At 52.0% G+C, this 20902-nt stretch carries 22 protein-coding genes; 4 read left to right on the top strand and 18 right to left on the bottom strand.

Features of this window, described 5'->3' with window-relative positions; translation table 11 throughout:
• Positions 1-17: 17 nt before the first annotated feature.
• From fbp to bchL, 3 genes are all read right to left on the bottom strand, one after another.
• Positions 18-1067 carry a class 1 fructose-bisphosphatase gene (gene fbp / locus R6H26_RS04980; RefSeq protein WP_404791211.1) on the bottom strand — a complete coding sequence of 350 codons (1050 nt, stop codon included), beginning with the start codon at positions 1065-1067 and terminating at the stop codon, positions 18-20.
• 172 nt (positions 1068-1239) lie between these two features.
• Positions 1240-2646: a ferredoxin:protochlorophyllide reductase (ATP-dependent) subunit N gene (locus R6H26_RS04985; protein WP_404788864.1), complete on the bottom strand. Its 1407-nt coding sequence runs from the start codon at positions 2644-2646 to the stop codon at positions 1240-1242.
• A 55-nt stretch (positions 2647-2701) separates the two neighbouring features.
• Positions 2702-3571, bottom strand: a complete 870-nt coding sequence (gene bchL, locus R6H26_RS04990) for a ferredoxin:protochlorophyllide reductase (ATP-dependent) iron-sulfur ATP-binding protein (RefSeq protein WP_404788866.1) — start codon at positions 3569-3571, stop codon at positions 2702-2704.
• A gap of 709 nt (positions 3572-4280) precedes the next feature.
• On the opposite strand from bchL, the gene R6H26_RS04995 reads away from it, so the two are divergent.
• The gene (locus R6H26_RS04995) at positions 4281-6245 is read left to right on the top strand and encodes a CHASE2 domain-containing protein (protein ID WP_404788868.1); all 1965 of its coding nucleotides are present in this window, start codon (positions 4281-4283) and stop codon (positions 6243-6245) included.
• An 8-nt stretch (positions 6246-6253) separates the two neighbouring features.
• Entirely contained in the window at positions 6254-7315 is a 1062-nt protein-coding gene (locus tag R6H26_RS05000) for a tRNA-dihydrouridine synthase family protein (protein WP_404788870.1), read from the top strand.
• Here R6H26_RS05000 and glnT read toward each other — a convergent pair.
• The 5 genes from glnT to hpf all read right to left on the bottom strand — a co-directional run bounded on the left by glnT (position 7312) and on the right by hpf (position 12238).
• A complete protein-coding gene (glnT, locus tag R6H26_RS05005; protein WP_404788872.1) occupies positions 7312-8619 on the bottom strand; it encodes a type III glutamate--ammonia ligase in 1308 nt (435 codons plus the stop codon). The two genes, R6H26_RS05000 and glnT, sit on opposite strands and share 4 nt — an antisense overlap.
• A 169-nt stretch (positions 8620-8788) precedes the next feature.
• Positions 8789-9805, bottom strand: coding sequence for an alpha/beta fold hydrolase (locus tag R6H26_RS05010; RefSeq protein ID WP_404788874.1), 1017 nt, complete (start codon positions 9803-9805; stop codon positions 8789-8791).
• Positions 9802-10749 carry a fatty acid desaturase family protein gene (locus R6H26_RS05015; RefSeq protein ID WP_404791213.1) on the bottom strand — a complete coding sequence of 316 codons (948 nt, stop codon included), beginning with the start codon at positions 10747-10749 and terminating at the stop codon, positions 9802-9804. The genes R6H26_RS05010 and R6H26_RS05015 overlap by 4 nt, the downstream gene beginning before the upstream one ends.
• Before the next feature lie 66 nt (positions 10750-10815).
• A complete protein-coding gene (locus tag R6H26_RS05020) occupies positions 10816-11232 on the bottom strand; it encodes a hypothetical protein (RefSeq protein WP_404788876.1) in 417 nt (138 codons plus the stop codon).
• Positions 11233-11632: 400 nt separating this feature from the next.
• Complete coding sequence (gene hpf / locus R6H26_RS05025; protein ID WP_404788878.1) at positions 11633-12238, bottom strand: ribosome hibernation-promoting factor, HPF/YfiA family; 606 nt, start codon at positions 12236-12238, stop codon at positions 11633-11635.
• A gap of 179 nt (positions 12239-12417) precedes the next feature.
• Here hpf and lipB point away from each other — a divergent pair, with 179 nt between their 5' ends.
• A complete protein-coding gene (gene lipB / locus R6H26_RS05030) occupies positions 12418-13113 on the top strand; it encodes a lipoyl(octanoyl) transferase LipB (RefSeq protein ID WP_404791214.1) in 696 nt (231 codons plus the stop codon).
• Between the two features lie 341 nt (positions 13114-13454).
• On the opposite strand, the gene R6H26_RS05035 is transcribed toward lipB, so the two are convergent.
• From R6H26_RS05035 to R6H26_RS05065, 7 genes are all read right to left on the bottom strand, one after another.
• Complete coding sequence (locus R6H26_RS05035) at positions 13455-13772, bottom strand: hypothetical protein (protein WP_404788879.1); 318 nt, start codon at positions 13770-13772, stop codon at positions 13455-13457.
• Positions 13773-13881: 109 nt separating this feature from the next.
• Positions 13882-14100, bottom strand: a complete 219-nt coding sequence (locus R6H26_RS05040; RefSeq protein WP_404788881.1) for a hypothetical protein — start codon at positions 14098-14100, stop codon at positions 13882-13884.
• A 103-nt stretch (positions 14101-14203) separates the two neighbouring features.
• Complete coding sequence (locus R6H26_RS05045) at positions 14204-14335, bottom strand: hypothetical protein (RefSeq protein WP_404788883.1); 132 nt, start codon at positions 14333-14335, stop codon at positions 14204-14206.
• Between the two features lie 231 nt (positions 14336-14566).
• Complete coding sequence (locus R6H26_RS05050; protein ID WP_404788884.1) at positions 14567-14797, bottom strand: hypothetical protein; 231 nt, start codon at positions 14795-14797, stop codon at positions 14567-14569.
• 107 nt (positions 14798-14904) lie between these two features.
• Positions 14905-15042: a hypothetical protein gene (locus tag R6H26_RS05055; protein WP_404788886.1), complete on the bottom strand. Its 138-nt coding sequence runs from the start codon at positions 15040-15042 to the stop codon at positions 14905-14907.
• Between the two features lie 29 nt (positions 15043-15071).
• Positions 15072-15689: a leucine-rich repeat domain-containing protein gene (locus tag R6H26_RS05060; RefSeq protein ID WP_404788888.1), complete on the bottom strand. Its 618-nt coding sequence runs from the start codon at positions 15687-15689 to the stop codon at positions 15072-15074.
• Between the two features lie 181 nt (positions 15690-15870).
• On the bottom strand, positions 15871-16206 hold the full coding sequence (locus tag R6H26_RS05065; RefSeq protein ID WP_404788890.1) for a XisI protein: 336 nt from the start codon (positions 16204-16206) through the stop codon (positions 15871-15873).
• A 284-nt stretch (positions 16207-16490) separates the two neighbouring features.
• Here R6H26_RS05065 and R6H26_RS05070 point away from each other — a divergent pair, with 284 nt between their 5' ends.
• Entirely contained in the window at positions 16491-17849 is a 1359-nt protein-coding gene (locus R6H26_RS05070; RefSeq protein WP_404788891.1) for a S41 family peptidase, read from the top strand.
• A gap of 290 nt (positions 17850-18139) precedes the next feature.
• Here the strand turns inward: R6H26_RS05070 and R6H26_RS05075 are convergent, their stop codons facing one another.
• Genes R6H26_RS05075 through cysT form a run of 3 tightly spaced genes read right to left on the bottom strand, consistent with a single transcriptional unit; the run spans position 18140 to position 20870 of the window.
• Entirely contained in the window at positions 18140-19150 is a 1011-nt protein-coding gene (locus R6H26_RS05075; RefSeq protein WP_404788892.1) for a sulfate/molybdate ABC transporter ATP-binding protein, read from the bottom strand.
• A gap of 48 nt (positions 19151-19198) precedes the next feature.
• Complete coding sequence (cysW, locus tag R6H26_RS05080) at positions 19199-20041, bottom strand: sulfate ABC transporter permease subunit CysW (RefSeq protein WP_404788894.1); 843 nt, start codon at positions 20039-20041, stop codon at positions 19199-19201.
• Positions 20028-20870: a sulfate ABC transporter permease subunit CysT gene (gene cysT, locus R6H26_RS05085; RefSeq protein WP_404791216.1), complete on the bottom strand. Its 843-nt coding sequence runs from the start codon at positions 20868-20870 to the stop codon at positions 20028-20030. Before cysT ends, cysW begins: the two co-directional genes overlap by 14 nt.
• Positions 20871-20902 lie beyond the last annotated feature (32 nt).

Here is a 20902-nt window from a genome sequence, read left to right on the forward strand (position 1 = left end):
GCGAAATCACTAAATCTTTAAGGCGTCACCTGAAGTTTGTCTCGATCGAGCTTGATTCGCTCCTCAATGAAAGACTCGACCAGGGCAACATCCTCTTTGCTTCCAATGATGAGGGGCGTTCGCTGGTGCAGATACTGCGGCATCTCATTTAAGAGCGGTCGAACGCCCGTACTTGCGGCACCGCCTGCCTGCTCGATCAAAAATGCCAGGGGAGCCGACTCGTAGAGGAGTCGCAGTTTGCCTTGCGGATCTTTAAGGGTTCCGGGATATAAAAATACGCCGCCTTGAAATAGGATGCGATGAATGTCCCCCACTAGCGCCCCACTATAGCGCGCAGTGTAGCCTTCGTGACGGTGCACGTAGCGAATAAAGTCGCGAATCGCATCGTCCCACTGCCAGAAGTTCCCTTCATTTACGCTGTAAATCGGCCCGTGGTTGGGGATGCGAACGTTTTCGCTAGAGAGAATAAATTCGCCCAAACTGGGGTCCAGGGTAAAGGAGTGAACGCCCGTGCCAATGGAATAAACCAGCATCGTACTGGGACCGTACAAAATATAGCCTGACGCTAGCTGATGGTGGCCGTTTTGGAGTAAATTCGCACCAATTTGTTCGGGATCGTCGCCCGCCTGCTGTCGGATCGAAAAAATCGAGCCGACGTTGAGGTTGATGTCTACGTTAGAGGAGCCGTCAATGGGGTCGTAGAGAAGTGAATAGCGACCGATGGGACAGTTTTCCGGGATGTAGTACGGCTTCTCCATTTCCTCGGATGCCATTTGACAGACCAACCCGCTCTGTTTGAAGACGGCGATGAAAACCTCATTGGCAAACAGATCCATCTTTTTGACGGCTTCGCCCTGAACGTTAATATCTCCGGTAAACCCGAGCGCGCCTTCGACTAACCCAGCACGGCTGAGCCGGCGCGAAATAATTTTGCCTGCCAGGGCAATGCGGCTCATAATGGCGCTCAAGTCCTGGGCCTCGGGGCCGAAACTTTGAAGTTGTTGCAGCACGTGACGCGACAGCGTGGTGCAGTCTCGATCGAGCGCGTAATCGTAGGACAGTTCCATTGGGGCTGTATCTAAATTAGCCATATTCCCTTTTTCCCTTCGATTAGGGTAGCGGACAGGACACTTTCCTGCGGTGTTGAGCGTTACTGCTCTCTTCCATCTTAAGAAAAAGAAAGAGGATGCGATCGCATCCTCTTTCAATCCACACTTCAATCCCCAGTTCCAGAGCGTCCTAAACGCTTGCTGCTTCCTTCACTAACTTTTCCCAGCCGAGATCCTTGAGATTGTTGTTGCGACGCAGCGGTCGCGTCACCAGCTCTAAAATATCGCGGGTATTGGTAAAGCCATGAATTTGAGCGAAGGTAAACTCAACCGACCATTTGGTCGTGATCCCCCGCGCTTCCAGGGGGTTGGCATGGGCCATACCCGTAATCACCAAGTCGGGCCGAAGCTCGCCGATCCGCTGAAGCTGGTTGTAGTTGTCGGGTTTTTCCACGATGGTGGGTAAAGGCACGCCCATTTCTGCACAGGTCTTCTCCAGCAAGGCCAGCTCGGCCCCCTGATAGCGTTTGTCCATGTAAGGGATGCCGATTTCTTGCACGGTCATGCCGCAGCGCACGAGAAAGCGTGCCATCGACACTTCTAAAAGGTTGTCGCCCATGAAGAATACTGATTTGCCGCGAATGAGCTTCAGGTAGTCTTCGACGCTTTCCCAGATTTGGGCTTCCCGCTCGGCGAGTCCCTGCGGCTCGATTTCCAGCACCGCACAGATTTTTTCGATCCAGGCACGGGTGCCGTCCGGGCCGATGGGGAAGGGCGAGCCGATCAGCTTGCACTTGCGGCGACGCATGAGGGTGGTGGCCGTGCGGCTCAAGAAGGGATTGACGCCGCTGACGTAGTATCCTTCTTCCACCACGGGCAGTTCTGTAAAGCGCTTCGAGGGAAGCCAACCGCTGACTTTGATCCCCTGTTTTTTCAGTTCTAGCGTCAGTTGCGTGACGACGGGATCGGGCAAAGACCCAAACAGCACGAGGGGTGTATGCTTGCGATACTCTGATTCGTCTGCCGCAACGTCTTCCTTTTTCTTGCCGAAATTCATCAAAGAGGCGATCGCATTGCGTTCCTTCTTCTCTGCTTCGAGGACTGGCGGTTTTTCGGGACAGCGATGGGCCATGGCTGCCAGTACTGTATCTTCACCCTGGGTGAAGGCGTAGTCCAATCCGTTGGCGCGAGCCACCACGATGGGGATACCAATTTCGGCCTCGAGGCGAGGGGCTAACCCTTCGAGATCGGTTTTGATGATCTCCGTGGTGCAGGTTCCAATCCAGACGATCACGCTGGGATTGCGATCTTTTTTGATTTGGAGGCACAACCGCTTCAGTTCTTCGTAGTCGTTGAGCTTGGCCGAGATATCGCCTTCTTCGAGTTCCGCCATGGCATAGCGCGGTTCGGCAAAGATCATCACGCCCATGGCGTTTTGGAGAAAGTAGCCGCAGGTCTTGGTGCCGATGACCAAGAAAAAGCTATCTTCAATTTTTTGGTAAAGCCAAGCAACACAGCTAATGGGGCAAAAGGTATGGTAGTTGCCCGTTTCGCACTCAAACTGCAACCCTTGGGGCTGCGCTTCTGCAAGCGTCATAATGTGGGGTTCCTTTGTCTTCTGTGAGTCGGGATTGGGTTGGAACGAGAGCGCGCTAAACCATCATCAAATCCAGCTCTTCATCTGCGGTCTGGGTTTGCTTGGGCGGCACCGGATTGAGGTAGAAGTCGGACAACAGCGCAAACAAATCGCGATCGGGCGTGTCGTTGGGCACGACACCTTCGGGCCGCGCCAGAATTTGGTCGGCAATGTTGAGGTAATAGTCGCAGACGTAGCTGAGGGAGGGGTCGGATTCTGCCATCTCAAACAGGGTCTTCCCCTTCACCCGCGAAACGCGAATGTCCTCGATCAGCGGCAATACCTCAAGTACGGGCATGGGGACGGCTTCGATGTATTTTTCGATCAGGTCGCGCTTGGAGGTGCGGTTGCCGATCAATCCAGCCAGCCGCAAGGGGTGGGTGCGGGCCTTTTCGCGGACGGAGGCCGCAATCCGGTTGGCGGCAAACAGCGCGTCAAAACCGTTGTCGGTCACGATCAGGCAGTAGTCAGCATAGTTGAGGGGCGCGGCAAAGCCACCGCACACGACGTCGCCCAGCACGTCAAATAATATGACGTCGTATTCGTCAAATGCATTCAACTCTTTGAGCAACTTGACGGTTTCGCCGACGACGTAACCGCCGCACCCCGCACCCGCTGGAGGGCCGCCTGCTTCGACGCAGTCTACGCCGCCATATCCTTTGTAGATCACGTCTTCAGGCCACACGTCTTCGTAGTGGTAGTCTTTGGCCTGGAGCGTGTCGATAATGGTGGGAATCAAGAAGCCCGTGAGGGTAAAGGTGCTGTCGTGCTTTGGATCGCAACCAATTTGAAGCACTTTCTTGCCCCGGCGGGCCAACGCCACCGAAATATTGCAGCTTGTGGTTGACTTGCCAATTCCGCCTTTGCCGTAAACTGCGAGTTTCACGTTTCGTCCTCTCAAATAGGGTTCTATCTCAAACACGATCCTGGACTATCTGCTTAAAACCCAGGGTGCAGAGGTAAGCATCTAGCGATTGCTATGAGTGCATTATTGTTCAGTTTGAAGGGAATGGGAAGATTTCAAGGGAATCGAAACAAGACTTAAGGCTTTATATCGGGCTTAATATAGCGTTAAATTATTCTCAATCTGACTGAGGAGAATATTAAAGCTCATTTCTATCTAAAATAGATTTATGTAAAAATTTATATAAAAAACAGAACAAAAACAAAAAATTAAAAAATCAGCGTATTTGAATCGGTTTTCCTTTGTCAGAGGACATTGTAGGGACTGAGTTTGAATTTCAGATTCTAGGCTCAGTTGATTTCCTCCCTAAAAGCCCCGATGGATCGATTCGTATTAAAAATCGTTACTTCCGCGTAAAAGTCTAGATTTGTAACGTTTTGAGCGCAGTGGAGGAGGGCTTGTTGGGGTTTGGAGAGGGTGGAGGGAAGGATAGGGGAAGATGGGGATGGTCGGCAAAATGGGGGAAGTATCGAGCGGCCGTCACCGTTAGCGTTGGTCGATCGCCAAGATTTTCGTTTTAGTATGGCGATCGCTGTCAGTACGGTGCATGGGTTCGGATCGTAAAATTCAAAAACGCTCGCTTTCCGCCGTAAGCTGGCTGTAAGGATGAAAGGTCGGGCCACTTCGAGCGATGGGAAGAATTGAAAAGCTGCTCCAAATGATGCGTAAATCCGATCGCAAGCGTCGAGAGCGAGATTCGACGCTCGTGGTTGCGGTGATGGCCAGTCTTGCGGTCACCCTGCTGGTGCTGGGATTGCGCGGACTCGGAAGGTTGGAGTGGCTAGAACTGGTTTCCTACGACTGGATGATGCGCCTCCGTCCCGAGCAGGAGGCGGACGCTCGTATTTTAGTGGTGGGCATTACTGAAAAAGACCTGCAAAGCCGAGGGAGCCTGTTGCAACTGCCGGATAGCGTTTATGCAGGACTGCTGGCCAAGCTACGGCAAGCGAAACCCCGCGCCATCGGCATCGACATTTACCGCGATACGCCCATCGAGCCAGGACATGACGCTTTCGTGCGGGAACTGAAGCAAAGCGATCGCATTATTGGTATTACAAAGCTAGGAGATGCCACCCAACCCACCATTCAGCCGCCCAAAGCACTCCCAATCGACCAGATTGGGTTTAACGATGTTCTGGTGGATCGAGATGGTATTCTCCGACGGGCCATCCTATTTCAACCTGGAGATGATGGAGAACCGCTCCCATCTTTTTCTCTTTTGTTGGCTTGGCGCTATTTACAAGACCAAAACATCGAATCTAAGCCGAGCGAGCGAGACCCCCACGACATGCAGTTGGGCCAGACGGTGTTTCCTCGCCTGCAAGCCAACGATGGGGGATACGTCCGGGGAGATGCCCAGAGCTATCTCACTTTACTGAACTATCGGGGTGGGACGCGCGCGATTCCAATGGTGTCTTTGGGTGCCATGATGGCAGGGCAGGTGCCGCCGGAGCAAATTCGCGATCGCATTATCTTGATTGGCAATGTGGCTGAGAGTGGCAGGGATTTTTTTAATACGCCCCTCAGTGCGGGACAGGTTGAAGGCCGCATGCCGGGGGTGATCGTGCACGCCCAAATGGTGAGCTTGTATCTGGATGCGGCGTTTGGAAAACGCCCTTTATTTTGGTTTTGGCCTGAGATTGCAGAGGGCTTTTGGGTCTTGGGGTGGTCTGCCTTGGGGGGCATTTTGGCCGTGCGATCGCGCAGTCCGCTCTTTTTGGGAACGGTCGTGCCCGTCAGCTTGGCGGGATTGGTGGGCTTTTGTTTTGCGATCTTTCTCCACCATGGATGGATTCCGGTCTTGCCGCCCGTGCTTGGATTTGTGATGGCCCTTGGCAGCGGAATCGCCTACAGCGCTCAGCAGGCCCAGCGCCAGCAACAGATGATCATGCGCCTGCTGGGGCAAAGCACTTCTCCCGAAATTGCAGACACCCTCTGGCAGCGCCGCGATGAGCTATTGCAGAATGGAAAGCTGCCCGGACAGCAGCTGACCGCAACCCTCCTCTTTACCGACCTCAAGGGCTTTAGTGCTATTGCGGAGCGCTACGCTCCCGAACAGGTTTTGAATTGGCTGAATGAGTACCTCGATACGATGGCGCAACTCGTCCAAAAGCATCAGGGCATCATCAATAAATTTACCGGAGATGGCATTATGGCCGTTTTTGGGGTGCCCATTCCCCACGAGCAGACCTACGAAATTCAGCAGGATGCTAGAAATGCGGTAGATTGCGCGATCGCCATGGATCGCGCTTTGGCCGCGCTCAATGTGGGATGGCAGACCCAGGGCTTGCCCGAAGTGAAGATGCGAGTCGGAATTTTTACGGGACCCGTGGTGGTCGGGAGCTTGGGGAGTCCCATCCGGCTGGAATACGGCGTTATTGGCGATGGAGTTAATATTGCCTCGCGCTTAGAAAGCTTCGACAAAGATCGGCAACCCTCCACCTGTCGGATTTTAATTGCCCAGCAAACCCGAGATTGTCTGACGGAGGACTATCAGCTGGAGTCTTGGGGGGCCATCCCTTTGAAGGGAAAGGCAGTGCAGGTGCAGGCGTATCGAGTCCTCGGTCGAGTGTTACGGATCGATAAAGGTAAATAGTAAATAGAATGACTGCAATCTTGCCGCGATCTGTTCATCTCCCACCGCCCCTGCATCCCGATTTAGGGCTAACGGCCTTAGCACCCATGCAGGATGTGACGGATTTGCCATTTATGCGGGTCATTGCTAACTACGGCAGTCCCGACTATTTTTTTACAGAGTATTTCCGCGTCTACGCGAATTCGAGCTTAGATCCGCATATCCTGCGGGCCATTACAGAAAATACCACCGGACGCCCTGTATTTGCCCAGCTCATCGGCGAAAATATTTCCGACTTAACCCGCACGATTAGGGCTTTGAGCCGTTACCCCATTGCGGGCATCGACCTCAATATGGGATGTCCGGCCCCTCGGGTTTATCGCAAAAATGTAGGTGGCGGGCTCCTGCGCGACCCGGAGAAAATCGATCGAATTCTGGCCGCGCTGCGACAGACGATTGACGGTCTGTTTACGGTCAAAATGCGGATCGGCTTTGAAGATGCTGCGAACTTCGATCGCATTCTCGATCTGATTAATCTCCACAACGTGGATCTGCTAAGCCTGCACGGGCGTACGGTTAAAGAGTCCTATCACGGGGCCATTCATTACGATTTAATCGCCCGAGCGGTCGAGCAGTTGAATTGCCCGGTCTTGGCGAACGGCAATGTTTCCTCTGCTGCTTCTGCTGCCGCGACTCTAGAGAAAACCGGAGCTGCGGGCGTGATGATCGGTCGCGCGGCAATTCGAAATCCGTGGATTTTCAAGCAGGTGCGACAGCACTTAAGCGGCCAGCCCATATCGGTTGCGACGCTGGCAGAGGTGCGGGACTACATCGACAAGCTGAACGATACGGTCGCAGTTGCAGATATCCCCGAGCGATCGCGGGTGAGTTACCTCAAGAAGTATTTGAACTTTATCGGTCAGAGCGTGGATGCGGAGGGGCAGTTTTTGTTCGAGATGCGCCGCGCCCGGACGGAGGCGGAACTGTTTGGAATCTGCGATCGCTTTTTACTCCGCGAGCCAGATCGACCCTTTGCGGTGGAACCCTATCCGGGTCTGATCGCGCGACCGAGTTGCGAAACAGAGCATTAGCAATCCAAGGTATTTTCGAGTTCCCAAGGGCTGATGGTGCTGCTGTAGGTGCGCCATTCTTGATGCTTGAGTTTGAGATAGGCGGATGTAAGATCTTTTCCGAGCATTTCTGGAAAAATGGAGTTGCTCTCCAGATTCCGTAGGGCATCTAGTAAATTTGTCGGTAGTGCTTTGAGGGTTCCTGGCGGAAGCGGATCGGTGTAGGCGTTGTTGTCATACCGAGGGCCTGGGTCGCGTTTGTGGGCAATGCCGTCTAGTCCGGCGGCAATCAGGGCGGCGGGTAAAAGATAGGGGTTGGCAGATCCGTCGGGCAATCGAAATTCAAAGCGTCCGGGTTCTGGGATGCGGATGGTGTGGGTGCGGTTGTTGCCGCTGTAGCTGATGGCGTTGGGCGACCAGGTGGCACCGGATGCGGTGACAGGGGCGTTGATGCGTTTGTAGGAGTTGACAGTGGGATTGGTGAAGGCGCACAGGGCTTCGGCGGAGTGCAACACGCCGCCGATAAATTGATAGGCGAGGGGCGAAAGTCCCAGTTCTCCGGCTGGATCGTGAAAGAGGTTGGTGGTTCCGGCGTTGTCCCAGACGGAAAGGTGGGTGTGGCAACCGTTCCCCGTCAGGTGGGGGAAGGGTTTGGGCATGAAGGTGGCGCGGAGGCTATGCTTTTCGGCGATCGCCTTGACCATGTACTTAAAAAAGGCATGGCGATCGGCGGTGGTGAGGGCATCGGCGTAGGTCCAGTTCATCTCAAACTGACCGTTGGCGTCTTCGTGGTCGTTTTGATAGGCTCCCCAACCGAGGGTTAGCATGGCATCGCAAATTTCTGCAATGACGTCGAAGCGGCGCATGAGGGACTGTTGGTCGTAGCAGGGTTTTCTGGCAATATCGCAGGGGTCGGAGAGTTGGGTACCATCCGCACTCAGCAGGAAAAACTCGCACTCGACGCCTGTTTTAATGCGATAGCCGAGGGATTCTGCTTGACGTAAGACTTGTTTGAGCACCAAGCGCGGCGTTTGAGCGACTGGCTGTCCGCCCATCGCGAGGTCGGCAGGCATCCAGGCGACTTCGGGTTTCCAGGGAAGTTGGAAGAGGCTACTTGTATCGGGTAGTGCAAACAGATCGGGGTCGGCGGGGGTCATGTCTAGCCAAGTGGCGAAGCCTGCAAAGCCCGCACCGCTGGCAGCCATTTCATCGATGGCTTGGGCGGGAACCAGCTTCGAGCGCTGAGTGCCAAACAGATCGGTGAAGGAAATCAAAAAATAGCGGATGCCTTGTTCTCGGGCTATTTCTGAGAGCGAAGTTGTCATAGGTAGGCAAACGTAATTGAACTGTCTGGCTGGGATTGGGGTTCGGCTTCGCTCACCCCACGCCAATTCTGCATGGAATAGGATTTCAATTGAGAACTCAGTCAAGTGGTAAGCCGCTCAATTCTTGCCAATACGGGATTGGAGGGTTGAGCGAAGTCGAAACCCGTTGTTAGCAATCCAGTAGCTCGCACACTGCCTTCTGGATAAACGCCTCATCCTCAGGGTTTTGGTAAGGATTCCCCGCCCGATGTCCCCAAATCGAGGGAATCGGCAAATATTTTGCATGAGGAATCAGCGCGGCTTCTGCCGCACAGTCTTCAGGGGTGAAGTAAAGGTCTGTTGTAGAGGGCATGACAAGGGTATGGGCTTGAATAGACTTCAAGGCGCGCGGGTAGTCTTTTTGATAGGCTGCATTATCGCTTAAGTCGCAACGCAGCCAAGTATCGAGCATGGCAATTAGGTTGTGGGGGTCGCGTTTGCGGTAGCCTGCCTCCCAACTCCGCACCAGGTAATCTTCTAAAGATTCATAGCCTAAGGAATAGTACAGTCCCTCGCGGTAGAAGGCTTGAGATGCAGCCCAACTGGCATAAATCCGCGCAAAGGCGCGGAAACCTCGGTCTGGAACGCCCTCAAATCGGCGACCGTTCCAAGCCGGGTCCGCCGTCAATGCCGATCGCAAACTTTCCAAAAAAATCCGATTGTGGTCTGTCGTCCGCGCCGTACCGCAAAGCGCCACAATCCGCTCCACTCGATCGGGATACAGCGCCCCCCAGTGATACGCCTGCTGCGCCCCCATCGACCAGCCATAGACTAGAGCCAATCGCTCAATGCCAAACGTCTCGCGCAAAAGCTGTTCTTGAGCGCGGACATTATCCAGATGCGTAAACCAAAAGCCCTGTTCGGCTAGACCGCAGTCCTCGCAATTGCTAGGCGAACTCGACAGCCCATTTCCAAACATGTTGGGAATGACAATAAACCAACGGGTGGGGTCGAGAATGCCGTCGGGACGGATCGACCAGTCAATATCGGCGTGCTGGGCACCGTAGGACGTGGGGTAGAGGATAACGTTGGAGCGATCGCCCTTCAGCTCCCCATAGGTTTGATACACGAGCTGGGCTTCTGGTAATACAGCGCCACACTGAAGCTCAAACTGCTTCAGCGTCAGACAGTCCGGTATACGGGTCATGCCTCAAGCTGTCCCAGGTTCTTCAGAATAGTTCGATTCACCTGGACATAGCCCGGATCGACGTGGATGAAATGGGACTTCAACTTTTCGTGGGCCGCAGGCAATGCGTGGAACGGAATCGATGCGTAAAGGTGATGCTCGGCGTGGAATGGCATATTCCACATCAAAAAACGTAGCGGAGCCAGGGTTAAGGTTGTACGGGTATTGGCAAGCGGGTTTTCATCTAAGGTGCAGTTGGTGTGTTCCGCCAGCAGGATGAACCGCAGGATCGGCTGACCGACTGCTAAGGGTAAAAGCCAGTAGAGCAGGAACCAAGGTTGAGAAAAGGCAACGGAAAGGGCGATCGCCGCTCCATACGCCAGCAGTTGCAGCCGCGTGGAGCGAATGACCTCTGAGCGAGCCGTTTCGGGAATGTAGGGATAGTCTTCGACCTGCCCCAGCGCGATTCGAACGTGGTTCTGGATTTTTCCCCTCCACCAAGGAATGCCGCTAATTTGCCAGACATACTCGCCTATTGTCTTCGGCTGCGGGTCGCCCAGTTCTGGGTCTTTACCGGGAATGCGCGTATAGCGGTGATGCCACTTGTGATAGCGACGATAAAACGTGCTGTTATAAAACGATAGCAAGCCCGCAAACCAAGCCACAGCGTCATTGAACTGATTGTTCGCAAAAGCGGTGCGGTGAGCGCACTCGTGCGTGGGCGCAAACATTGCGGCAAAGCTGAAGCCGTAGATTGCCAGGGCGGGCAATGCAATGAACCCGCGATCGAGATAGGTGGCCCAGAGGTAGCCGCTGATGCCCATGACGGTCAGATGACCCAACAACCGTAACGCGCCCTTAAGATTGGATTTGGCGTTTAAGTCGCTCAACTCTCGGGCAGACAGAATCTGACTCGATTTAACATGCCAAGCTTCGGAATCGCCATTTTTTGACCGTGCCTGCATAGAAGCAACAGATGAACTCTTCAACATGGCAATCCCCTGCAAAACCGAGAACAGAATTACGCGCAATTACGAGTAAGAGCCGCCAGGAATAAAATACAGATCGACTATTTCCCCAAACGCCAGACCTAACAGCGCGATCGCGACCAACGGCCAAAGCCTTGATTTAAATCTCGGTAATTTGCGCTTAGCAATGCAGTCTTCCATATCCTGCCAAGCCATGAACGTGGAGAGCGCTGGCACGACCACTAAAAATATGGTTGCCGGATAGGCAATGATAAAGGTCAACAGTAAGCTCAGGATTAAAATAACGGTTACGGCCTGGGGAATATACCCAAAAACCCCCTGAATCCAGGGTTCATCCTGAATTGAAACCAAAATCACGACAATAGAAATAAGGAAAGCCACATAGTAGACGATGTCCCCTAAAAGGAGCTTCCAGCCTACCAATGCATAGGACAACCACAGAACAAAAAGTGAACCCATAGGAGGACGTCTTGTTAAACCTGTACAACAAGAGACTCATCGAGACCAAGAATTTGGTGCTGCTATCGATCTTAAATCTTCTAGCAAGCTTGCCACAAAAAGTGTACTCAAACTTACTTTGAAAAGAATATGCGTTAGCCTGGATTATTCACCAATCGCCAGAATACAGATGGAACGGCAACCTCAAAAAAAAGACTGTTTTTTAGACCAGTCGCCAGACTGCTTGATTGGCATAGGTTTCGAGGATTTTCCGAAATCGTCATGAATAATGCAGGTTAGAGGAGGAAGTTAAGTCACAAAGATTTTAAACAAAAAGAGTTTGAGACATTCGCGCCCCAAACCCTGATTATCGAAACCCACGATCGCAATGAATTATCGCAACAAGCGTCTTGCAGAACCGTTAGGCTGACTTTACACTCCCATTGCTGCCATTCTTAGGCTGAATTAGCCCGTAGCCGCCATGGTTGCGTTCGTAAATTACGTTGATTTGGCCTGTCTCCGAATTATGGAAGACATAGAAGTCGTGGTCTACTAAGTCAAGTTGCTCTAAAGCCTCTTTAACCGCCATGGGCGGCATGGCAAAGTACTTGTAGCGCACTACTTCATGTGCTTCGTCCGGTAGGGTGGGTTGGCGATCGGTTGCGAGACTGGGAACAATTGGCTCCTCAGGTACCTCAAGTTCGTCTTTAGTCCGTAGATAAGTCTTATCCTGACGTTTCTCTTTGTATTTGCGAAGCTGACGGGCAATTTTGTCAGCTACTAAGTCAATACTGGCATAAAGGCTCTCTGAGCTTTCTTCTGCACGGATAACGGAGCCATTGACGAAAAGCGTTACTTCTGCATTTTGGCTGGCGCTGATTCTAGGATTCGGGGCCACCGACAGATGCACGTCAATTTCGGTCGTTAGATTCTGGTAATGATTTGCGGCTTTCTCAATCTTTTGATGCACGTATTCACGAATCGCATCAGTGACCTCAATATTTTTACCGTGAATCACAAACTTCATAGGGTAGCCTCCCCTGAGCTGACGTTAACTTAACCCTAACACTTTGTTTACCTGCCATCGATTGCTAAATCAGGGGTCTTTATGATGATTTGTAATCCTTGACAATTCGTAATTGCAATCGTTGTCAATCCTCGTAAATTTACGCTTGTTTTCTGCTAGACGGGTTAAAATAAGCCATGATGGTTCTCAATCCGCAATTTTCCTGCCGTCTCTGCTGGCTCTATAGCTGTGGGCTTGTCCCTTACCAGCAGGCGTGGGAATGGCAAAAGTCTCTGGTGCGCGATCGCCTCTCTCACCCCGAAGCCCCGGAAACCCTGCTGCTGCTAGAGCACCCTCCGGTCTATACCCTCGGTCAGGGCGCAACCCTAGAGCATCTCAAGTTTGACCCCGACACCGCCCCCTACGAACTTCACCGAACCGAGCGGGGCGGGGAAGTGACCTATCACTGTCCCGGTCAGATTGTAGGCTATCCAATCTTGAACCTGAAGCTGTTTCAACCCGATTTGCATTGGTACCTGCGCCAGCTTGAAGAAGTGACGATCCAGACGTTGGAGGTGTATGGGTTGAGGGGCGATCGCATTCCCGGTCTCACGGGGGTCTGGGTGGAAGGGTACAAGGTAGCGGCGATCGGGATTAAGGTAAGCCGCTGGGTGACGATGCACGGCTTTGCGCTCAATGTGCGTCCCGACCTAGATGGATTCAAGCAAATTGTGCCCTGTGGCATTGCAGATAGACCCGTGGGCCGAATGGCAGATTGGATTCCAGATATTGACCCTGCGAAGGTGCGGCAGACGCTGGCGACGACGTTTGCTCGGGTGTTTGGGCTCGAGCTGATGCGAGCGCCTCACGAACTTGAGCTGTTGTTACCACACTGATGAGATCGATGAGTTAGCCTAACTGAATGAGGTGGGGATGGTGGGTGCGACGTAACTTTGAGAACTTCCCAACAGTGGCAGAACCCAATCTTTCAAAATAACGATGTGGGAGTTTTAGCTCAATCCTGCAATGAGGTAACAATAGACAAGTACTCCCAACAAGGCAGCGATTCCTTGAGGGCTGGTGAGGAACTCGATAAACTCAAGCATCAGAAGCGCAGATTGAAGAATGGAGCACGTGGTTCTGTTTATATTCATCTTTGACAAAGCCTACCAAGCGCCAGATCGCAGTCTATTCCTTTGGATTTGAAAGTTGGAATACTCTGTAGTTCCAATTCAGCCTACTGGGGTTTATTTGGGCCTGGCAGATACTTAGGCGTGTAGACTGAGCCTGCATCGACTCGCCCGATGATGGCCGATGCCGCTCCGCAGAGAATTACTACGATCTGAGCTGCGTCTTTTGCTAGAAACTGATGGGCATCGATCTTTTCCCCCACGATGGGTGCGATCGCCGCTACTGCTGTAAACACGACGCCCCAAAAGGTTTTGCTGGCAAAAATGCTTTTGGGTACGGGTTGTTCTGCCGGGGTCTGGATGGCTGCAGGAGAGATGGAACGTTCTTCGGATGCCTTGGGTGGGGTTTGGAGTGCGAGGGTCATGGCTCTGATTTCTGAACTCGACAAGTCTAAGTGTATGGTGAGCCAGGGTTATAGGCTGTGACCATACATTTAAACTAGGTGTGATGTTAGCCCCTAAACTAGGGCGATCTCAGTCACAATCGGGTTGAGGTTGAGGTGTTGTATTGGGAGGGATGGCTTTGCTGAGGGGCGATCGCCGAATTGCGCCTTCGCTATAGCCTAAGTCGTATAGGCTAGCGGCTTCCACGTCTTCTTCGGGTGGGCACTTTGACCGTCCGGCCCAGGCATCTGCTTTACCTCGAGCGAACCCATCTTCAACGGCGTTCCAGAGGGCGGCTATGACAAACATGACATACCTCCATTGAGGCGAGGCTTGTGAGCGACCTAAAATTAATCGGAATGACCTGTCTTTACTGTAACGCTTCGCATATGGATAGGGGTTGAAAAGGCGTTCAAGCTGGCGATCGCTTGGCTTTGGGTCTGGCTACGGGATTTTCCCCAACCGCGATCGCCGTTTTCTCTTTCTCCGTAACAGAATTGCTTCGGCGATGGCGTTCATGAGTAGAATTGTTCGTACTCGTCATGATCGCCGATCCAAAACCACGTTACCGTATCATCTTCCGAAACTCCAAGGGCACGGTGGCTTTTCGTCACCCGCACTGACCATATTCCTTCTTTGCTGTTGATGCATTTAAAGTGCAACGATGGATGAAATGGATTCTCTGCCCATAAGCGGTATGCTTTTCGTGCTCCTGTCCTGACTGGATCGCTTAATCCTCGATATTTAGACCAGAAGGACGGTAGCGTGGCAGATTTCATAATTTCTCATAGTCCATTGGGACTGATTTCCCGGCTGCAATCTCCTGTCTCGCTTGCCGAGCTGCTGCAACTAAGTTACCTTGCGTTCGCTCAAATGACGCATCCCAACGCTTTTCATCCTCTAAATCAGTAATAAACTCTCGAATATGCTCGGCAACGCGTTCCTGTAAGTCATCTGGCAGAGATTCAACCATTTTGACGATTGTAGTAATGGCAGCAGATGTCATCAATTTGGCCTCACAGCGACTTGACCCTTTTATTTTAGCTGGAGGAGGCGATCGCCTCTTCCAGATCTTTTACGATGTTCCCCTTAAACTTGAAGATCGTGTTGGGGTTAAGAAAGGCGATCGCCCTTCAGTTCCTCGATCTCGTTGGAAATGCCTGCTGCGACGTTTTTCCAAGCGGCATCTTGATCATCCCAAAGCCTTACAGGTAGAGCATCTTTAAGAAGGGTTTTAGTTTTGTAAGGCACGAGATATTATTAAGCGGACGTTTGTCTCCTTAGCAAGTGCGGAAGTAATAGTTGAGGATGTCTGATGGTTTTGCAGGGGGCGTTTGTTCTTCATTGGCCTCTTGCCATGTGGGTCCTAAAATTTTATGCGGGAGATTAAGTCTGTCATTGCCGTGGAGGTAAAGCTCTTTTAAATGAACAAGTTGTTTTATCCCCTTCGGTAGACTTGTTAGTTGATTGTTGTCGAGAAAAAGCAGATGCAGATTTGTAAGCTGACCGATCCCATTTGGAAGGTCCATCAGTTGATTATTCTCGATATAAAACAGATGCAAGTTGGTAAGCTGGCCGATCACATCTGGAAGGCTTTTCAGTTGATTGTCTCGGAGGTAAAGTATTTGCAAATTAGTGAGCTGACTGATCTCATTGGGGAGACTCGTCAATTGATTGTCGGAGAGGTAAAGCTCTTGCAGACTGGTAAACTGGCTGATCGCATCCGGCAGGCTCGTCAGTTGATTGTTGTGGAGGTAAAGTATTTGAAGATTGGTGAGCTGGGAGATCTCTTCTGGAAATTCTGTTAATCCCAAGTCGGACAAATCCAACTTATCTGCACCAGAATTCTGGGCTTTCTGAATTCTTTTTTTCGCTTCATTTTGGGATTTTTTTGACATCTTTGGGACTTTGTTTAGGTCAATGACTTGCCAGATTTTTCTCGGATATTGATAGCGAAACTAGAGAGTTTAACCCTACCGTATGGGGTTCGGCTCCGCTCACCCCACACTGAACACGGGATTGAGGGTTGAGCGAAGTCGAAACCCGCCGCTCAAAGCCATCCGTAAACCTATGATTAGCCTACGCCACGCCAAACCCAGTATATTCCCGCATATATTCAGCCTGAAACCCCAGCACAATATCCTCCTTCGCCACCCCCATCGCCATCAACGCTTGAGCGATCTGCATCTCCGTCATATTGTGCTGCACCCAAACCTTGCCATCCTTAATATCCAAATGCAGCACGCAACCATGCACCCGACGGTTGCCATCCCACCCCACATTCATCACCTGATAATGGTCGTGTTGAGTATCAAATACAACCTGCGATTCAATTTCGCCATTTGAAATCGGGGTTTGAACATATTCAGTCAAAATCTGCTGAATGACTTGACGGTAGTGATTTAGGGTATCCATTGAGCACATTCCCTTTGAAAATGATGATTTATGGATTACAGCACGAACTATCAAAGGTTCTGCCATGCACCGATCCATCAATCCCCTCCTGGGAGGGGTAGGGGTGGGTTAGTCATTGCGCAATTGACTAACCCACCCCGCCCTTCGGGCACCCCTCCGAGGAGGGGATCGATCGCATTTTTGACTTTTCTTAGCCTTGTGCGTACACCGTAGCCCCCAAATAACGGGAATGTCCCCCTAGCGATTCAACACAAACTGCTTAAATCCTAGCCCATCGGGAACCTGTGGCAGATCGCAAAGTCAACCATCAGAGTGATTCTGCTAGCTGTCAATCCAGTAAGCTATACCTGCATTTGTACCTGTCAAGTCCGTCCCACCCCCAAGCAATGATGGATTTAAGCCTCAAACACTGGAAACGATTGAGCCGCATTAGCCTATTGGCAGGGCTACTCCTCGTTAGCCCCTTAACGTCCCCCACCCAAGCCGTCCTCAAAGATAGCCCCAAAGCCCTCGTGGATCAGGCCTGGCAGATCGTCCAGCGTAACTACGTCGATCGCAGCTTCAACAAACAAGACTGGATTGCCGTGCGATCGCAGTATCTCCAGCCCGCCTATCCCTCCACCGCCGCCGCCTACAGCGCCATAGAGAAGATGATAGGCAGCCTGGGCGACCCCTACAGCCGCTTTTTGACCCCAGAAGCCCTCAAAGAACTCACCCAAAACGTTTCAGGCGATTTTGTCGGCGTCGGACTCACCGTCAGCCTCGATCCCAATACCCGCGAATGGGTCGTCCAAAAAGCATTCGACGAGTCCCCCGCTGCGATCGCCGGACTCAAACCCCAGGACGTCATCGTCAGCCTCAACGGAAAGCCCACGCCAAGCATTGACCCCTCTAAAGCAGGCCCGTTTCTGGTGGGTCCAGTCGGCAGCAAAATTGCAGTGCAAGTGCGGCGAGGGAACGAGAACCTGTCCTATACCCTCGTGCGAGAACACATCAACCTCAACCCGCTAACCTACCAAACCGTCGCGTCTAAAGCAGGAAAGATCGGCTATATCCGTCTGCCCATCTTCACCACCAAATCGACAGACTCCATGAAAAAAGCCCTCAGTACCCTAGAATCCCAGCAGGTAGCAGGATACATCCTCGACCTGCGCGGCAATCCAGGTGGGGTGCTGGATGCAGGGATTGCGATCTCTCGAATGTGGCTCTCCCAAGGCACCATCCTTTCCGTCCAAGAGCGCGACAACCCGCGGGAAACGGTAAATGCCAACGGCCCCTCCTTAACCAACAAACCGCTCGTCGTGCTGATCGATCGCCAGTCTGCCAGTGCCAGCGAAGTTCTATCCGCCGCGCTCCAAGACAACAAACGAGCGGTATTGGTGGGTACGACCACCCTAGGGAAAGGGTTGGTTCAGTCCTTCGAACCGCTCAACGATAATTCCGGGGTTTTAGTGACGATCGCCAAGTACTTTACTCCAAACGGTCAAAACATCCACAAGGTTGGGATTAAGCCCAATATTTCCGTAGAGGCCACCGTCGAGCAGCCGTCTGCAACCGAGGGCGATCGCCAGTATCAAACGGCCCTCGAAACCTTATCTCAAACCATTCAACGATCCGCCTCATCTTCCGGCCCTAAAAAGTAAAAAGCCAGCCCCATCACGAGCCAGCTTTGCAAAAAAAAATCAGTCAAGTTGTATTTTCAAGTGTAGGAAGCCTGCCTGCGCGTTCCCCAACGGTTTGGCGGCTTGTATAAAATCCTTCACATTTCCATCATAGTGTAACGAGGGACACAAAAGTTAATTTATAAAACTTTACGTCTCTTGGGGGATGTTATATAAATTTGCTTTATATAGTTCGGCCTTTTAGTCAAGGCGATGGGGCGATCGCACGGCTGCGATCGCCCCAGTCTTGTATGACCTGTTCGTTCCGAACTCTATCGGGCGGTCTGAGCGAAAACCTTAGCGGACTTGGGCTTGATAAAGATCTGCTGACCCGTTTTAATGGCTAGGCGATCGAACTGTTCCCGATTGAAGTGTGCCGTCACCAGTTGACCCTCCGGCAGTCGTATCTCCACCTGAATTTCCCAGCCCAGATGAATCACGCGATCCACGGTAGCCCGAACCGTTGCGCCATTGGCAGAGGTTTGAATTTCAAGATCGTGGGGACGGATATAAAGCGGCCCATCCCCTAAGGCGTGGCGATTCGCGCCCAGCGCAGAATTGCCGGGAAGCACGTTGACCGGGCCAACAAAGCCCATCACAAACGAACTGACCGGGTTATCGTAAACCTCGGACGGCGAGCCAATTTGCTCGATCCGGCCTTGGTTCATAATCACAATTTCGTCAGCGACTTCCATCGCCTCTTCTTGGTCGTGAGTCACAAAGACGCTAGTGACTTGAAACTCATTGTGCAAGCGCCGCAGCCACGCTCGCAGTTCTTTGCGCACTTTGGCATCTAGAGCGCCAAACGGTTCGTCTAGCAACAATACATCCGGCTTCACAGCTAAAGACCGCGCCAAAGCAACCCGCTGCCGCTGTCCGCCGGAGAGTTGAGACGGATAGCGATCGCCCAATCCCTGTAACTGCACTAACTCTAATAGCTCTTCAACCCGCGCCTTAATCGTCTCGCGGGGGACTTTGCGAATTTCCAGACCGAATCCAATATTTTGTCGAATCGTGAGGTGTTTGAACAGGGCGTAATGCTGAAAGACAAACCCGATGTTGCGACGGCGCACGTCGAGGTCAGTGGCATGTTGCCCGTTAATATAAATTCGACCGGAATCGACAGTTTCCAGACCTGAAATCACTCGCAATAATGTAGACTTACCCGAACCGGAAGGCCCTAACAGGGCAACTAGCCCTCCGTCCTTAACCTCCAAGTTAATGTTGTCGAGAGCATGATAGCGGCCAAAGTGCTTGTTGACGTTCTCAACCAAAATACTCATAGGAATTACCTTATTTACCGTTTTAAGAAATAGTTGAAATTCAAATCCTCAATGCTCGCCCTGTCGCTGAGTCCGATGCTCCAAAATTTCCTTTAGAACCAACGTGACAACGGCCAAGAAAGCCAGAATGGTTGCTGCGCCAAAAGCTGCCTCAGTCTGATAGTTTTTATAGGCTTCTTCCACAAAAAGGGGTAAGGTCTGGGTTTTGCCCGCAATGTTGCCCGAGACCACCGCCACCGCTCCAAATTCACCCATCGCTCTGGCATTGGTCAGCAGTACTCCGTACAACAAACCCCATCGAATATTCGGCAGAGTCACGCGCCAGAAAATTTGCCAATCCTTTGCCCCTAATGTCTTGGCCGCTTCTTCTTCGGCGGGGCCAGCTTCTTCGAGCACGGGCATGACTTCGCGGGCAACAAAGGGTAAGGTCACGACGACTGTTGCCAGTACGATTCCTGGCGTGTTGAAGATGAATTTAACGCCCAAGGCCTGAAGTGCTGGACCCAACCATCCTTGCTCGCCGTAGAGCAGCACCAACATTAAACCGACCACGACAGGGGAAATGGCAAAGGGTAAATCGAGGATGCTAATTAGAAGCGATCGCCCTGGAAACCGATTGCGCGCCAGCACCCAGGCCGCACACAACCCAAACACTGTATTGAGCGGAACTGAGATGGCCGTGGCCAGCAGGGTCAGCCTTACAGCAGCAAGAAAATCAGGGGAGGCGATCGCCTTTAGAAATTCGCCAAAACCCTTATGAAATGCTTCATAGAAGACTGCAACGGTGGGTATCAACAACACTAGCGCTAGATACACCACTGCAATACCGATCGACAGCAGCGGCCCCAGCCGAAACTTAAGAGATAACTTGGAAGCACTACTTTGTGGCATAACGTCGTCCCCACTGCTGCAATGCATTAATCACAAACAACATCAGCAGCGAAATCAGCAACAGCACCGTGCCAACTACCGTTGCACCACCGTAATCGTAGGCTTCTAATCGCTGAAAGACCAAGACAGGGGCTATTAAATCCCTAAAGGGAATGGAAGAAGACACCAGAATGACCGACCCGTATTCCCCAACCGCCCGCGAAAACCCTAGCGCAACCCCCGTCAAAATCGGTGGAATCAGGGGTGGTAAAATTACCTTCAAAAAGGTTTGCCGATCTGTCGCGCCTAAAGACCAGGCCGCTTCCTCTGCTTCGCGTTCCATTTCCTGCAAGACTGGTTGCAGCGTACGCACGATAAATGGCAAAGAGATAAAAATCATTGCGACGAGTACCCCCAATCGGGTAAAGGCAATCTTAATCCCGAAGGGTGCAAAGAGCTGACCGATCCAGCCCTTATCGCTGTAAACCGTTGCAAGGACCAAGCCCGCTACTGCCGTTGGCAACGCAAAGGGCAAGTCCACCGCCGCATCCATAATCTTGCGCCCTGGAAATTGATAGCGCACTAATACCCAAGCCACTAGCGTTCCCATGACACCATTAATTAACCCTGCAATTAAAGAGGTTACAAAGGTCACATCGTAGGCAGAGAGGGCAACGGGAGAGGTGGCAATGCGCCAAAACTCAGTGGGCCCAACGCTAATGGACTTGGTCAGCAGAGCTGATATTGGCAGTAACAACATGACTACTAGGTAGAGAATTGTAACTGCCCAAGGGATGGAAACTCTTTTATAAGAAGGAATTATAGTTTGAGATTCCGGTACTTTAGAAATTCGTACCCCAGAAGTAGAGTTTGCCAAATTGC

This window comes from Altericista sp. CCNU0014, assembly GCF_044923475.1.
Taxonomy (GTDB): domain Bacteria; phylum Cyanobacteriota; class Cyanobacteriia; order Thermosynechococcales; family Thermosynechococcaceae; genus JAAURS01.